This window comes from Haloarcula salinisoli (assembly GCF_019599405.1).
GTDB lineage: Archaea > Halobacteriota > Halobacteria > Halobacteriales > Haloarculaceae > Haloarcula > Haloarcula salinisoli.
Window position 1 is genome coordinate 395,105 of sequence record NZ_RKLQ01000001.1, and the last position, 12,889, is coordinate 407,993.

Genomic DNA, 12,889 nt, shown 5'->3' on the forward strand with positions numbered 1-12,889 from the left:
GAAAACGTATCGACGTGTTCTGGTTTCAGAATAACTTTCGGATATCTTGAACTACTACACCATAAAGCAACCCCGCCTGTTCGGTTCACAATCTGTGTAACGAACGAACAGCATCCATAGTTTCCTCGACGTCGCGAACTGAAAGAAGCGCGCTCCCTGGGCCACATCGCCGGCTGCTCGCCAGTGCTCCTCGTCGCGTCACGTCCGATGCTCTGTCTCCAGAATATATCAGAATTCGTGCCACTCGACAGCGGAGTTTCGCATGGAAACGGACGGCCGGCTCGCTATCGACGGTCGATACCAACCTGGTTTCGACTGGAGAGTCGGGGATGTGACCGGGTTCCAAACGCGGCGGAGCGGCCTTTCGGCTGGAACCCCGCCCGCATCACCGGGTTTCACACGACAGCGACCACTGGTTCCTGTGGAACCTATCAAAGTCACCCAATGTCGGCCGATAAGGTCTTGCCTATCTGTTCAGATGATACATCTGAATCGGGATGGTACGGCACACCAAGCGGGACCACATCTGGACCGCGACGCTGGAGCTTGCTGGCCGGGGCGAGGCGTTCTCCCACGCCGAGGTCGTCGCAGCCTGTTCGTCCGAACCACCCTCCGGCCGCACTGTCCGGGACGTACTGCAGACGATGGTCGACGACGGGTGGCTCAGCACGGAGATAGACCCGTCCGACGGCAGTCGGCGCTACGTTCCCAGCGACCGGCTCACGTCGCTCTCGACGGCCGCCCAGTAGGACGGGGTCAGATGAACCGGAAGGTCTCCAGGTTCTCCGGCGTGAACGTCCGGAGGTTGTAGTCGTGGTACAGCGACGATGAGAGGTCCTGGGTCGCCGACTGGTCGCCGTCCACACAGAGGACTTTCTCCGGCCGCGGATGCATCGTCTTCACGAAGTTCTCCAGGCCCTGCCGGTCGGCGTGGCCCGAGAAGCCGTCGATGGTCTCGACGCGCATTTCTATCGGCACCGTTTCGCCGTCGATGGTAATCGAGTCGGCGCCGCCCTGGATTTGCTTGCCCAGCGTCCCGCGGGCCTGTTTGTCGACGAACACGAGCGTGTTGTCGGGGTCGTCGGAAAGCGCCGAAAGCCACGTCCGGACCGGGCCGGGCGTACACATACCCGGCGTCGAGAGGACGACGCTCGCCTCGTCACGCTGGGCCAGTTCGCGGCGCTCCTCGTCGTCCCCGACGGGTGTGAACTGCGCAGCTAAAAACGGGTTCTCGTCGTCGGACTGGAGCCGGCTCTCGATGTCGTTCCGGAGGAACTCGGGGTAGCTGGTGTGGACCGCCGTGGCCTCCCATATCATCTCGTCGAGGTAGACCGGCATCTCCGGCACTGTGCCCGAGTCCATGAGCTCCTCGAGGACCACCAGCAGCTCCTGTGGTCGGCCGACGGCGTCGGTCGGAATCAGGAGCGTCCCGTCGGTCTCGGCGACGTCCTGGAGCCGCTCTCTGAGCTTGCGCTCGGAGTCGTCCTGGTCGGTCTGGTAGTCGTTGCGACCGCCGTAGGTCGACTCCAGGACGAGCGTCTCGACGCGGGGGAACTCGTTGACCGCGCCGTCGAGCAGGCGGCTGCTGTCGTAGTCGATGTCCCCGGAGAAAGCGACGTTGTAGAGGCCGTCGCCGATGTGGAAGTGGACGACCGAGCTACCCAGCACGTGACCGGCGTTGTGCAGCGTCAGCTTCACGTCCGGGGCGATGTCGGTCACGTCGCCGTACTCCAGCGGGATGCAGTGTTTGACTGCCTCGCGGACCATCTCGGTGCCGTACGGTCGCTGCTGGCCCGTCATCGCTGCCGAGTCGATGTAACCGAGCGTCATGAGCCCGAGCAGGTCCCGGGTGGGTTCGGTACAGTAGATAGGGCCGTCGTAGCCGTTCTCGTACAGCAGGGGGACCAGCGCGGCGTGGTCGAGATGGGCGTGGGTCAGCACCACGGCGTCGAGCGAGGTCGCGCCCGACCCGATGGCTTCGGGGATATCCAGATACGGCTGCTCGGTCCGCTCGCCGGGCTTGTCGCCACAGTCGACGAGGATTCGGGTGTCGGCCGTCGAGATGATGTAGGCCGCGCGACCGACCTCCTTGCACCCGCCCAGCGTGGTCACGCGGACCCACTCCTCGCTGGACATCGGGTCGCGGTGAATCTGGCGGCCGACACGTTCCAGGATGTCGCGGCGGTCGTCCCGTTCCTGTGTCAGGAAGGTCCGGACGTTTTTGACGGTCGGCGAGTCGATGGCCGGCGTCCGCTCCACTTCGGGCGTCCAGCCCGTCGTTTTGGTTATCTCCCGCAGCGTCTCGCCGCGCCGGCCGATGACCTGCCCCGGTTTCTTCGCGCGGATGACGACCTCGCCCGTGTCGGCGAGAAACTGGATGTCGCTGACCGCGGCGTCGTCGGGAACCAGCTCGCGAATCTCCGATTCGGCCTCGTCCGGGTGCGTGAGGACGTCCGGGTCCGGTCGGACGGTGATGCGCTTTCGCAGCTTGGAGGCCAGCCGGCGAACCAGGTCGCCGTCGGTGGCGAACTCTCTGGGGTCGCGGGTGTAGATAACCAGCTCCGGCCCCTCGTAGGTCACGTCGGTGACGGTAATCTGTCTGGGAACCTCTTCGTCTATCGTTTCGCGGACTTCTTCGAGTTGCTTGTCTACCGTGCTCATAGTGTAGAATCGACGGGGGCCTGTTTCGGCCGCCGCCGTCGCGGGTCGGCCCGGACCGAAGCTACCGCCAGAGGTGTCCGTCGGGCGTTTCACCGACGGTACTGCCCGGAAAACCGAACGTGACAGTAGTTTCCACACTCGAATTATTAAAGACTTCGCACTTCTCGTGGTCGCGTTCAGGTAGGGAAACGGGACTGCGAACAGCCAGAAAGCCCCGGCTGAAGGTAAACACCTCCTTTCGTAGGGCGTCGTCCATGAGATGTGCGGTCGGCACACCAAAGGTCGCGGCCCACGACGACGACCCATGCGCGTGACACCAGCCGTGGTGGCCGAGGAGTACGAGTGGGTCTGCGGGCGGGCCGACGTGGTCGTCCCGCTCGTCAACGAGACCCGAGCACATCTGGGCGAGCAGTTCGGCGTCGACGTGGCCAGTATCGACACGGCAGCCTACCACGGCGCGGTCGATGCGGTCTTCGAGGACGGCGACCGAGCGGTGAACGTCGCGGCACTGGTCGGACTCCTGCGTGACCTCGACGTCGAGGACGACTATCCGGGTTTCGTCGTCGACGAACTGCTGGGTCGGGAACTGGCCGCGATGCTCGCCGGCGACCAGCCCCTGCGCCTGCTCGCGGAGGCGACCTTCCACGTCGCGGACGTGCGCACCCACGGCGACGCCGACGAGAGGGCCGGTGCGGACGACCTCGACGCGGCGCTGGCGGCGGGTATCCAGACCCGGTTGCCGGGGTGGCCCTGGACGGAGGGGCCGAGTCCGTTCTCCCTAGAACGATAGGGTCGGGGTGTCGAGGAACGCCGTCTCGTACCCCTCGTGACGGGAGACCTGTGGGGGGCCGATGGTCTCGACAGTGACCGACGGGTCACCGGTCGCCTCGACCACGGCACCGTAGTGGTAGCCAACGGCTGGGTCGACGGTCGGCGAGAGGGCGTCGTCGTAGACGCTCTCGCCGTCGATTTCGACGGTACCGTCGAGGCTCATCATCGGTAGCGGCACCCGGTTGTACGGCGTCCGGACCGAGACGGCCAGATAGGACTGGCCCGACTCTAGAACGTCGGCCTCCGAGACCCACGTCGCCGCGTACACCTCGTCGCTGCCCTTCGCTGTGCCCAGCAGTTCGCCGGGGAGGTCCTCGGGCGCGGGGACCTGCGAGGTGGGCATCATCTCCATGCTCATGAGGTCGAGCGCGGCACGGCTGCCCTGCTGGTCGGGGTACTCGTCGTAGGAGATGGCGTCGCGTGCGTCCCGGGAGAACTCGAAGTTGGTGGTCATCTCGCCTGCGTCACCGAACCTGTCGGCGAACCCGCCAAGTCGACGTTCGGTCATCCCGTCGACCCGGACGGTTATCTCGTAGACGCCCTCGCCGTCTAGCTGGTAGTTGTCGCCGTAGTGAAAGCCCATGTTCTGGGAGACCATGGGCCAGGGCTGTTTGTCCGCGACGGTCTCGCCGTCGGCGTCGATGGTGATCGAGACGCCGGATTCGATGGGGAGGACCGTCATGGTCTCGGGGTCCCACACCGACGCCATCAGGTGGACGCTGTCGGCGTCCCGGATGGTGACCTGCTCGGCGTTCGTGCCGGTCACCGTCCAGAAGCGGTGGGGGTAGGAGTAGGTCAGCCCGACCATGTAGTCGCCGGCCTGCTTGTGCCCTATCATCTCCATCCCCTCGGAGTGAGTCGGGTAGTAGGTCGCGTCGGGACGGTTCTCGACAAGCGGTGGCGACCGGGTCGACTGGTTCTCGACCGAGCCACAGCCAGCGAGTATCGATGCCCCTGCCAGGCCAGCGGATGCGAGGAAACGACGGCGGTCCATACCGCTGCTTACGGTTCTCGCTCAAAGACGGTTCTGGTACGGCTGGCGAACGCTCTGTCGGCTGTTTGGATTCGCTCGCCGGCAGGGCTGGACACCAGCCCGTTAGTAACAACAACCGCCTGACGAGTTACCCGCCCGTCATCGTGAAAAAACAGTCAGAAATAGAATACATCGACCGCAACCGGATTGTTTATCGGTACTGAGGGGGGTGAGAGTAGTAATGGAACACACGAGGAATCCAGACACGTCGATGACTGTCGCGGTAGTCGAGGCGGTGAGTTCCTTCGAGAACTGCGAGCCCACCACTCTGGCGCCACTCTATCGCGTCGTCGACACTGACGCGCTGGACGCGCTCTTTGCGACCGGCCCCGGCGCGAGCGGCGACCGTGGCTGTGCCGTCTCGTTCGAATTCAGTGACTCACACGTGACCATCGAGAACAGCGAGCGAATCGTCGTCGAGCCGGCGACGGCGACGCGTGTCCCATCCAACTGAGCGAGCTGACTCGCGGTACCCGCGCCTGCTGAACGCCGGAATCGCTTCAGTCACACCACCAGTTCCTACTGGGCGGGGTCTGCCGGCGGCAGCGCCCGAAGGTCACGGGGCGGCAGGAGATAGTTCCCGCGGCGCTCGACGCGCATGTACTGGAGGATGCCGTTGTTGACGCGCTGGCCGACCGCGGACTCGTCGGCCACGTCGGTGCCGTTCGTCATCGACTTCGTGGCGACGAAATCGGCGATAGAGCGCTGCAGAGAGAGAAAGTGGACCCGCGCCTCGCCGCCGTCGGTCGAGTCGAAGTCCCGCCGCAGGATGATGGGGGTGTCGTTCCCGTCGCGAGCGCGGGCGGCCTTCTCCGCGTGCCCGGCGACGCCCGCACGCCGGCTGTTCTCGACCACGTCGTCCGCACAGTCGCCGACGCCGCTGTCGGTGCCGAGGTTCTCGCCGACGCCCTCGACTTTCTCCTCCTCGGCGTGGGCCGGACAGAACATCTTCGAGACGCGCTGGTCCCGGGAGTCCTGCTCGTACCACTGCTGGAGCTGCAGCCGGATTTGCGAGAGGTGCTGGGTCGTCCCGTCGGCGAAGGGCCCCGACTCGACGGTGACGCGGTCCTCGCTCGCCTGGTTCTCCTTGAAGCCGGACTTGAACCCCATGAACAGGGGGGCGTCCTCGGGCACCGGCTCGGAGTCCGGAATCCCGTCGACGTCCTGGTTCTCCGCTGGGAGACCGGCCCCGACGAAGCCGGTGCGCCGATCGGCCACTGAGAAGACCCCGGAAAACGACCCCGCCATCTCCTGGTCGTTGACTGACTCCTGGTTGCCCTTCAGCGCCTCTTCGGCGGCCAGCACGACCTGCTCGTGGTCGCTCGCGAGGTGGAGGATGGCGTCGGGCGTGTCGAACTCGGGGTCCTCGAAGGGGGCCAGCGCCGACGGCTCGGGCAGGTCGACGCCGGTCGGTGCGGCCTCGAAGCGGTCGAAATAGGCTGGGCTATAGCCGAGCGTGAACTGGAGCCCGTCGGCCTGCCAGGCGTAGGCCCGCTCCAGGGACTGCAGGGCGTCGGTGACCTGCTGTCGGTCACCGCTGGTGGGCGCCCCGTCGCGCGCGTAGTCGAGCAAGAGCAGGATGTGGTGGCGCCCCAGTCGGTGATTCCCGGCATCGTCCGTGGGTAACCCCCCATCCCAGGCGTGCTGTCGGGCCGGCAGGCTCGCCGGGTCGGTCCCCGAGGGAACGTCGGGCGACCCGAACCGGTCGAGACAGGCCGCGAGTGCGGACGCACCGCCGATGGCGACGGCGCTCTTGGCGAAATTGCGTCTGGAGATACCACGGTCACTCATCGGCCCGGGCTAGGGACTCACTGCACTATTCGTTTCTGGTACGCCGGGCGAACGCCGCCTCGCTAGTCTCGCTCCGACGACTCCAGCAGCCCGTCGACCAGCCGCTCGAAACGGTCGGTCAGCCGCTCGGCGAGGCTCGGCTCGACCGTCCCGAGCAGCGCCACCGTCGCCTCGGGACGCGACAGCGAGAGCGTCACCCGGTTCCCGTCGCGTTGCTTCCGGACGACATCGCTCGCCACCAGCCCGTCGAGGTGGTGTTCCAGCGTGCTCCGGGCGATACCGACCCGGTCGGCGACGGCGTCTGGTCGGGGCTCGCCAGCGTCGTAAAGCGTCGCGACGATGTCCCGGGCCGTCTCCCGGCGGAGCAACGCAAGCGATGTCCGCTCCCACGCGTCGTACCCCGGCGGGTAGTAGTGGGTCCGGCCGTTGACCCGCTCGACGCGAACGTCCTCCAGGCGGCCCAGATGGTACTGGACCTGCCCCGTCGCCAGCTCCAGTCCGCGTGTCAGCGCCCGGAAGTGGATGCCTGGTTCGCGCTCGATTTCCCGGCGGATGCGCGCTCGTGTCTCGCTCATCGCCCCACCTCTCGGCGCTCGTCGGTCGCGCGGGCGTCGTACACCGCGCCCAGCACCAGCAGGACGATGAGGGCGTCGGCGGCGTGTTCCAGCGTGTGGTGGGCCGCGGGACTGACGGCGCCGACCATCGCCAGTCCGCCAAGCACCGGCTGTGCGACCAGCCCGGCGAGTGCCAGCGCGACCAGCAGATAGGCACGCGACCCCCGGCGGCGGTAGGCTGTCAGGCCCGCCAGACAGAGCACCGCCGTGGCCAGCGCCGAGGCCGCGAGCACGACGGTGAAGTCGACGTGAACGGCGCCCCAGTGGCCGCCGACGTGACCTGGCCAATTCATGGTCGGGCTAGGGGTCGAAACCACCTGAGTCGTTCGGTTCGTGGGGAGTTTTTTACGGCCGCCCTTCGAGCGATGGGTATGGACAGCATCGGGTTCGTCTGCGACCCGGACCACCCGCTGTTGGGCCCGGTCGCCGAGCGGCTGGCCGCCCGTGGGTTCGAGGTGGCGCTCCACCGCCCGACTGATCCGGTCACCCCGTCCGATGTCGACGCGCTGTCGGCGCTCGTGGCCGGTGAACGGCACCCGACCGCACTCGCTGCGCTGCGCTATGCCGACGCGAACGGCGTCCAGACGTGGAACGGGTTCGGTGCGACGGTGGCGCTATCGGCCCGACTGGTCACGCTTTCGGCGCTCGACGCCGTCGGCAGTCGTGTCCCCGAGGTCAGGTTCGACGGCCCCGCGGACGGCTACGCGCCCGGCCGGCAGTACGCCTGGGAGGGACCGGCCACCCTCGACGCGTCGGCCCCCTTCTACGTCGAGCGGGTGGGTATCGAACCGGTCGACCACCGCTACTACGCGGTCGACGACGGCCGCGAGACGCACATGCGGGCCGTCGAAGTACGGACCGAGCTGGCCGACGACGACGCCGTGCTCCAGCGGACGGACGTCGACGTGTCGCTGGCGGCGTCCGTTCGGGAACTGCTCGACCGGTTCGACGCCCGCGCCGTCGCCGTCGACTTCACCAGGGGCGAGGACGGTGCGTTCTACGCGGTCCGGGCGACGCCGACGCCGACCTTCACCGGCGCCGGGATGGACCGTCGGGTCGCCGACTCCATCGCGTCCCTGACCACCATCGGGGCGTGACCGTCACCGGTATCGAAAACGGTTTCTCCCGGCTCCGTGACTCCCGCACGATGAGCGTACTCCGGCGGCTACTGGTCGCTCTCTTGCTGGTTACCGCGATGGGCGCGCTGACTGTCGACTACGCAGCCAGCGCCGACGCGAACACCGCCTACCCCGCACAGCCCGACGTCGAGGAGTCCCCCTCGGCGTACCACGGCGAGCGGGTGGTCCTGTGGCTCACCGTAACAGCCGTTGGTGACGGGCGGTTTACCGCCGGTCACTGGACTGTCGAAGCGACGCCGGTCCCGGCCTCGCTGGACGTCGGCGACACGGTGGCGGTCGCCGGGACGGCCCGGCCCGGCCATCGGCTCGAAGCTAACAGTATCTCCGTCATCGACGCGACGAACCGGCGATATCTGTACGGCGTCTCCGTGCTCGCACTGCTCGCGAGTGGGCTGTTCGTCCTCGCACGGTGGCGACTCGATGTCCAGGAGCTGGCGCTGGTGCCACGCGGGACCGAGACGGACTCGACCGGTGGTGACTCCCAGTGACCGACCTGCTGACACACGCGCTCGCCGGCTACGTGTTCGCCACGGTTGCGGTGTGGGTCACGCCGCTTTCCCGCCGACACGTCCCGTTCGCCATCGCCGGCGCCGTCCTCCCGGACATGGCGAAGGTGTCCCTCCTCGTCGGTTCGGTCCGGTCGACGGTTTGGGGAGTTGAGGTCGGCTGGCTCGCCCTCCAGACGCTCGGGGCCGCACTGCTCGCAAGTGGTGTCGTCGCGCTCGCGGTGACGCGGTCGGAACGGCGGCCCGTTTTTGCATCGCTTGTCGGTGGCACCGTCGTCCACATCACGCTCGACTACTTTGTCATCCGCGCCGGCGGGGTTTCGCCACCCTATCTATATCCGTTCACATGGGCCCAGTTGCCGTCGGCCGGGCTCTACCTCAGTTCGGACATGTGGCCGGCTGCGGTGGCGCTCGCTGTCGCCGCGGTCGTGTGGGCGCTCGACCGACGCTACCGGCCCACCTTCTAGCGTGCCCTTCGGGGAGTTTATTAGCGCCCTGGGCCACCCTCCGACAATGAGTGGCGAGCAGGAACTCGGTATCACGGAGAGCAAGGAGCATTCACCCGGCGAGTGGTACGCCGAGGTCGTCCAGAAGGCCGGCCTCGCGGACTACGCCCCCATGGGCGGCTTTATCGTCACGAAACCGCGCGGCTACGCGGTCTGGGAGCGCATCCAGAACCACCTGGACGGCTGGTTCAAAGAGACCGGCGTCCAGAACAGCTACTTCCCGATGTTCATCCCCGAGAGCTTCCTCGAACGGGAGAAAGACATCGTGGAAGGGTTCGACCCGGAGGTCGCGTGGGTCACCCACGGCGGCCACGAGGAACTGGAGGAACGGCTCGCCGTGCGACCGACGAGCGAGTCCATCATCGCACCCTTCATGGCCGACTGGACGCGCTCGCACCGTGACCTCCCGCTGCGGCTGAACCAGTGGTGTTCGGTCGTGCGCTGGGAGGCCACCGAGACGAAGCCGTTCTTCCGCACCAAGGAGTTCCTCTGGCAGGAGGGCCATACGGCCCACACCGACGAGGACGGTGCGTGGGACGAGACGATGACCCGTCTCGAACAGTACAAGCGCCTCTACGAGGAAGTCATGGCGATGCCGGTGATGGAGGGGCGCAAGCCCGAGCACGACAAGTTCCCCGGCGCCCACACGACCACGACAGTCGAGGCGCTGATGCCCGACGGGAAGTCCGTCCAGGGCGGGACCTCCCACTATCTGGGCACCTCATTCGCCGAGGCCTTCGACATCACCTACGCCGACGAGAACGAGGAGGACAACGTCGCCCACACGACCTCGTGGGGTCTGTCCTGGCGCGCGATGGGTGCGCTCATCATGACCCACTCCGACGACCAGGGGCTCGTCCTGCCGCCTGCCGTCGCGCCGACCCAGGTCGTCATCGTCCCCATCTGGCAGGAAGACACCAAAGACGAGGTCCAGGAGTACGCCGCCGACCTCGCCGTCGACCTGGAGGACGCGGGCGTGCGGGTCGAACTCGACGACCGCGACCACCGCAACCCCGGATTCAAGTACAACGAACACGAGCTCAACGGCGTTCCCCTGCGTGTCGAGGTCGGTCCCCACGAGGTCGAGGACGACGAGGCGACGCTGGTCCACCGCCCCGACGGCGAGACCGAGACCGTCTCCCGCGAGGGTATCGGCGACACCGCCTCCGAGCATCTCGACACCGTCCACGCCAAACTGTACGCCAGCGCCGAGGAGACCCTCGAAGGGGAGATTCGCGAGGCCGACTCCCGAGAGGAGATTCTGGGCACCATCGGCCAGCACGGCGGCTACGTCAAGTGTGGCTGGTGTGGCGACGAGGACTGCGAAGACCCTATCAAGGACGCCATCGCCGCCGAAATCGTGATGGTCCCGCTGGACCGCGACGAGGAGCCGGTCCACGACGAGTGTGCTATCTGCGGTGACGACGCAGAAGAGACGGCGTACTTCGCGAAGAGCTACTGACAGCAGACGCCGAGCGTCGCGAGGCGTTCGACCGAATCCGAACGTAGTGAGGATTCGGCCTTTTTCATCGCCGGGAGAGCAACGCTCTCCCGTGCTCGCACTCGCTGTGCGAGTGCGACCGACGTTCGCAAGCGCGAAGCGCTTGCGAGGCCAGCAGAAATCGAAGATTTCTGCGGGCGTTTTTCAAGGAGTGATCGCCAGTGGCGACCCGACGTGGTTCGGAAGACCGGAGGTCTTCCGTCATTGCGGGAAATCGGAGATTTCCCGCTTGCAGTCAGAACTCTCCGAGTTCTGACGACATCACCAGAACACACAGTGTTCTGGTTAGCAGCCAGAGATCTTTGATCTCTGGATACATCACGAGAGAGCAAAGCTCTCTCGAACGACAGACAAAGGTCGGCCCAAGAGCTACTGAGCGACTATCGGTTCTCGTCCGGCCAGCTGCCGGCCGGGTCGTCGTCGCTCCCATCGGCGTCGGTCTGGTCGTCTGACTCGGTGGATACATCGCTCGTGTCGGCGGTCGACGGCCCGTCGAGTGCGGCGTCGTCGCCCTGCCAGGGGTCGTCTTCCCGCCAGTCGTCGTCGCCGGGCTGTGTCGTGAGGTTCTCCTCGTCGTCCTCGCCCCGGTTCTCCAGGTAGACACGACTGACGGCCAGGCTAGTTATCGGCCGCAACACTGCACTGAACGGTGCCAGTCCGAGGAAGACCGTGAACAGGGCCTCCCGGTCGTTCACGAGCAAGGCCACAGGACTGGCGAGGGTAAACAGCAAAACCCCGAGGACGGTTCCGCCCACGATACCCGTCACCAGATGGATACCGAACAGCTTCAGGAGGTTCCCCTCGGCGACCTCCCAGCTCGTCGAGAGACTGTCGCTCACGCCGAGGTCGTCGACGACGCAGGCCGCCCCCGAGAGCCCGAGTCGGAGTGCGATGTAGATGCCCGGGATGACGAAGAAGACGAGGCCAACGACCGTCGCGATGGCGGCGACGATACCGATACCGACCAGTGTCGGCGTCCGCCGGACGACGGTCCCGATGTGGTCGGCGACCGCCGGCGACCGCCCGGCGGCCAGGTCGTCCGCCGTCCGGAACGCGACGCCGCTGGCGATCAGCGACAGCAGCGACCCGAGAAGCGAGACGAGGGCGTTCAACTGGCCGGCCGCGCTGACGAGGGCGACAATAAGGAAGAGCCCGGCGAGTGCGGGGGCCTTCGGGAGCCACCCCGCTGCGGTGGTGAGCGTCTCGATGGCGTTCTGGCGGTGGACTCGCTCGTTCATGGTCCAATCTACGCGACCGTTTATATACGCCTTTTTATTATAGAAACAATCGCACTACTCGGGCGACGGGGCCGGCTGACTCGACGGGCCACTCACGACGTGAGGTCGGTCCACGCAGCATCGAGTATCCCGGTGACGTCCCCGTCGGTGAACGGGTCGGCCGCGTCTATCGCATCCGCGTTTCTATCTGTTGTGCTTGCTTTCTCTGGCATCTGAATACGCTTCGATACGCGGTAGTACTACTTTACCACACCTGTAACCGTGCTAGCACTCTCAGACTGTGAAAATGCCCGCTGAAGGATAGGATGGGGCTTAGGGAGCGTGTGACTTTCTCCATGCCCCCATGGATGAGTCTCTCGTCACTCTATATAAATCGGCGTCAGACTCGAGGCTGACAACCGGCAGACAGCGGCGCTTTTTCTCCCACGAGTGACACATCTATGCGACCGTTCATACTCCAGTGAGTTCGGTAGGTATCGGCCGTCTCCGGTAGTGGTGTGGGCACTGCTAACAACAAGTTTATTGAGACGTGTATGTGACTGAAGACCATGGACGATATATTTGTTGGCAGCCTGATGACTTCGCCTGTAACGACCGTCCCGGCGGACACGCCGGCGAAGGACGCAGCCGCACTGATGCTCGAGCAGGGGATTAGCTCCGCTGTCGTCGTGGACGAGGACGACAAGCTGGTCGGCATCCTCACGTCCACCGACTTCGTCGCCATCGCGGCCGCCGACGAGTCCGCCGGGGCCTTCTCGGTGGCCGACCACATGACGACTGAGGTGGTGACCACGACGGCCGGCGCCTCCATCCAGGCCGTCGCGGACCTGCTCATCGAACACGGCATCCACCACGTCCCCGTCGTCGACGAGACGGCGGGCGTCGTGGGGATGGTGACGACGACGGACCTGACGGCGTATCTCGCGGGGGCCGTGGACTCCGAGTCCCCCCGCGCGTGGACCTGAATCGACGGTTCGGGGCGGCAAATTTGACGCCGACCGACAGTCGGGGACCCACTCCGTCAGTCACGTCAATCGCTATACAGCGCGCTTGATTGTGGACAATATAT

Annotated in this window: 14 protein-coding genes; 8 read left to right on the top strand and 6 right to left on the bottom strand. The window is 66.0% G+C overall.

Annotated features, from left to right (window positions below; translation table 11 throughout):
• The first annotated feature begins 497 nt into the window (after positions 1–497).
• Positions 498–749: a hypothetical protein gene (locus EGD98_RS02045; RefSeq protein WP_220586684.1), complete on the top strand. Its 252-nt coding sequence runs from the start codon at positions 498–500 to the stop codon at positions 747–749.
• Positions 750–756: 7 nt separating this feature from the next.
• Here the strand turns inward: EGD98_RS02045 and EGD98_RS02050 are convergent, their stop codons facing one another.
• Positions 757–2,661, bottom strand: a complete 1,905-nt coding sequence (locus EGD98_RS02050; protein ID WP_220586685.1) for a beta-CASP ribonuclease aCPSF1 — start codon at positions 2,659–2,661, stop codon at positions 757–759.
• 304 nt (positions 2,662–2,965) lie between these two features.
• On the opposite strand from EGD98_RS02050, the gene EGD98_RS02055 reads away from it, so the two are divergent.
• Complete coding sequence (locus EGD98_RS02055; protein ID WP_220586686.1) at positions 2,966–3,451, top strand: DUF7984 family protein; 486 nt, start codon at positions 2,966–2,968, stop codon at positions 3,449–3,451.
• Here the strand turns inward: EGD98_RS02055 and EGD98_RS02060 are convergent.
• A complete protein-coding gene (locus EGD98_RS02060) occupies positions 3,440–4,486 on the bottom strand; it encodes a DUF7350 domain-containing protein (RefSeq protein WP_220586687.1) in 1,047 nt (348 codons plus the stop codon). The two genes, EGD98_RS02055 and EGD98_RS02060, sit on opposite strands and share 12 nt — an antisense overlap.
• Before the next feature lie 220 nt (positions 4,487–4,706).
• Here EGD98_RS02060 and EGD98_RS02065 point away from each other — a divergent pair, with 220 nt between their 5' ends.
• Positions 4,707–4,979: a HalOD1 output domain-containing protein gene (locus EGD98_RS02065; RefSeq protein ID WP_220586688.1), complete on the top strand. Its 273-nt coding sequence runs from the start codon at positions 4,707–4,709 to the stop codon at positions 4,977–4,979.
• Between the two features lie 65 nt (positions 4,980–5,044).
• Here the strand turns inward: EGD98_RS02065 and EGD98_RS02070 are convergent, their stop codons facing one another.
• The 3 genes from EGD98_RS02070 to EGD98_RS02080 form a co-directional block, all read right to left on the bottom strand.
• Positions 5,045–6,316 (bottom strand): DUF7405 family protein, encoded by a 1,272-nt coding sequence (locus EGD98_RS02070; protein ID WP_220586689.1) that lies wholly within the window; start codon positions 6,314–6,316, stop codon positions 5,045–5,047.
• A gap of 62 nt (positions 6,317–6,378) precedes the next feature.
• Positions 6,379–6,891 carry a winged helix-turn-helix transcriptional regulator gene (locus EGD98_RS02075; protein WP_220586690.1) on the bottom strand — a complete coding sequence of 171 codons (513 nt, stop codon included), beginning with the start codon at positions 6,889–6,891 and terminating at the stop codon, positions 6,379–6,381.
• Complete coding sequence (locus EGD98_RS02080; RefSeq protein WP_220586691.1) at positions 6,888–7,223, bottom strand: DUF7471 family protein; 336 nt, start codon at positions 7,221–7,223, stop codon at positions 6,888–6,890. Before EGD98_RS02080 ends, EGD98_RS02075 begins: the two co-directional genes overlap by 4 nt.
• Positions 7,224–7,301: 78 nt before the next feature.
• Between EGD98_RS02080 and EGD98_RS02085 the strand changes: the two genes are divergently transcribed.
• Genes EGD98_RS02085 through proS form a run of 4 tightly spaced genes read left to right on the top strand, consistent with a single transcriptional unit; the run spans position 7,302 to position 10,543 of the window.
• A complete protein-coding gene (locus EGD98_RS02085) occupies positions 7,302–8,027 on the top strand; it encodes a hypothetical protein (RefSeq protein ID WP_220586692.1) in 726 nt (241 codons plus the stop codon).
• 50 nt (positions 8,028–8,077) lie between these two features.
• Positions 8,078–8,557, top strand: coding sequence for an OB-like fold-containing membrane protein (locus tag EGD98_RS02090; protein ID WP_220586693.1), 480 nt, complete (start codon positions 8,078–8,080; stop codon positions 8,555–8,557).
• Complete coding sequence (locus tag EGD98_RS02095) at positions 8,554–9,042, top strand: metal-dependent hydrolase (protein ID WP_220586694.1); 489 nt, start codon at positions 8,554–8,556, stop codon at positions 9,040–9,042. Before EGD98_RS02090 ends, EGD98_RS02095 begins: the two co-directional genes overlap by 4 nt.
• Before the next feature lie 46 nt (positions 9,043–9,088).
• Entirely contained in the window at positions 9,089–10,543 is a 1,455-nt protein-coding gene (gene proS, locus EGD98_RS02100; RefSeq protein ID WP_220586695.1) for a proline--tRNA ligase, read from the top strand.
• Positions 10,544–10,962: 419 nt separating this feature from the next.
• Here proS and EGD98_RS02105 read toward each other — a convergent pair whose 3' ends face one another.
• On the bottom strand, positions 10,963–11,820 hold the full coding sequence (locus tag EGD98_RS02105) for a DUF7847 domain-containing protein (protein WP_220586696.1): 858 nt from the start codon (positions 11,818–11,820) through the stop codon (positions 10,963–10,965).
• 548 nt (positions 11,821–12,368) lie between these two features.
• Between EGD98_RS02105 and EGD98_RS02110 the strand changes: the two genes are divergently transcribed.
• Positions 12,369–12,785 (top strand): CBS domain-containing protein, encoded by a 417-nt coding sequence (locus EGD98_RS02110; protein WP_220586697.1) that lies wholly within the window; start codon positions 12,369–12,371, stop codon positions 12,783–12,785.
• Positions 12,786–12,889: the final 104 nt, after the last annotated feature.

Bases quoted from the DNA above. Each gene is read 5' to 3' on its own strand.
- EGD98_RS02045 (WP_220586684.1), top strand. From the start codon at position 498: ATGGTACGGCACACCAAGCGGGACCACATCTGGACCGCGACGCTGGAG.
- EGD98_RS02050 (WP_220586685.1), bottom strand. From the start codon at position 2,661: ATGAGCACGGTAGACAAGCAACTCGAAGAAGTCCGCGAAACGATAGAC.
- EGD98_RS02055 (WP_220586686.1), top strand. From the start codon at position 2,966: ATGCGCGTGACACCAGCCGTGGTGGCCGAGGAGTACGAGTGGGTCTGC.
- EGD98_RS02060 (WP_220586687.1), bottom strand. From the start codon at position 4,486: ATGGACCGCCGTCGTTTCCTCGCATCCGCTGGCCTGGCAGGGGCATCG.
- EGD98_RS02065 (WP_220586688.1), top strand. From the start codon at position 4,707: ATGGAACACACGAGGAATCCAGACACGTCGATGACTGTCGCGGTAGTC.
- EGD98_RS02070 (WP_220586689.1), bottom strand. From the start codon at position 6,316: ATGAGTGACCGTGGTATCTCCAGACGCAATTTCGCCAAGAGCGCCGTC.
- EGD98_RS02075 (WP_220586690.1), bottom strand. From the start codon at position 6,891: ATGAGCGAGACACGAGCGCGCATCCGCCGGGAAATCGAGCGCGAACCA.
- EGD98_RS02080 (WP_220586691.1), bottom strand. From the start codon at position 7,223: ATGAATTGGCCAGGTCACGTCGGCGGCCACTGGGGCGCCGTTCACGTC.
- EGD98_RS02085 (WP_220586692.1), top strand. From the start codon at position 7,302: ATGGACAGCATCGGGTTCGTCTGCGACCCGGACCACCCGCTGTTGGGC.
- EGD98_RS02090 (WP_220586693.1), top strand. From the start codon at position 8,078: ATGAGCGTACTCCGGCGGCTACTGGTCGCTCTCTTGCTGGTTACCGCG.
- proS (WP_220586695.1), top strand. From the start codon at position 9,089: ATGAGTGGCGAGCAGGAACTCGGTATCACGGAGAGCAAGGAGCATTCA.
- EGD98_RS02105 (WP_220586696.1), bottom strand. From the start codon at position 11,820: ATGAACGAGCGAGTCCACCGCCAGAACGCCATCGAGACGCTCACCACC.
- EGD98_RS02110 (WP_220586697.1), top strand. From the start codon at position 12,369: ATGGACGATATATTTGTTGGCAGCCTGATGACTTCGCCTGTAACGACC.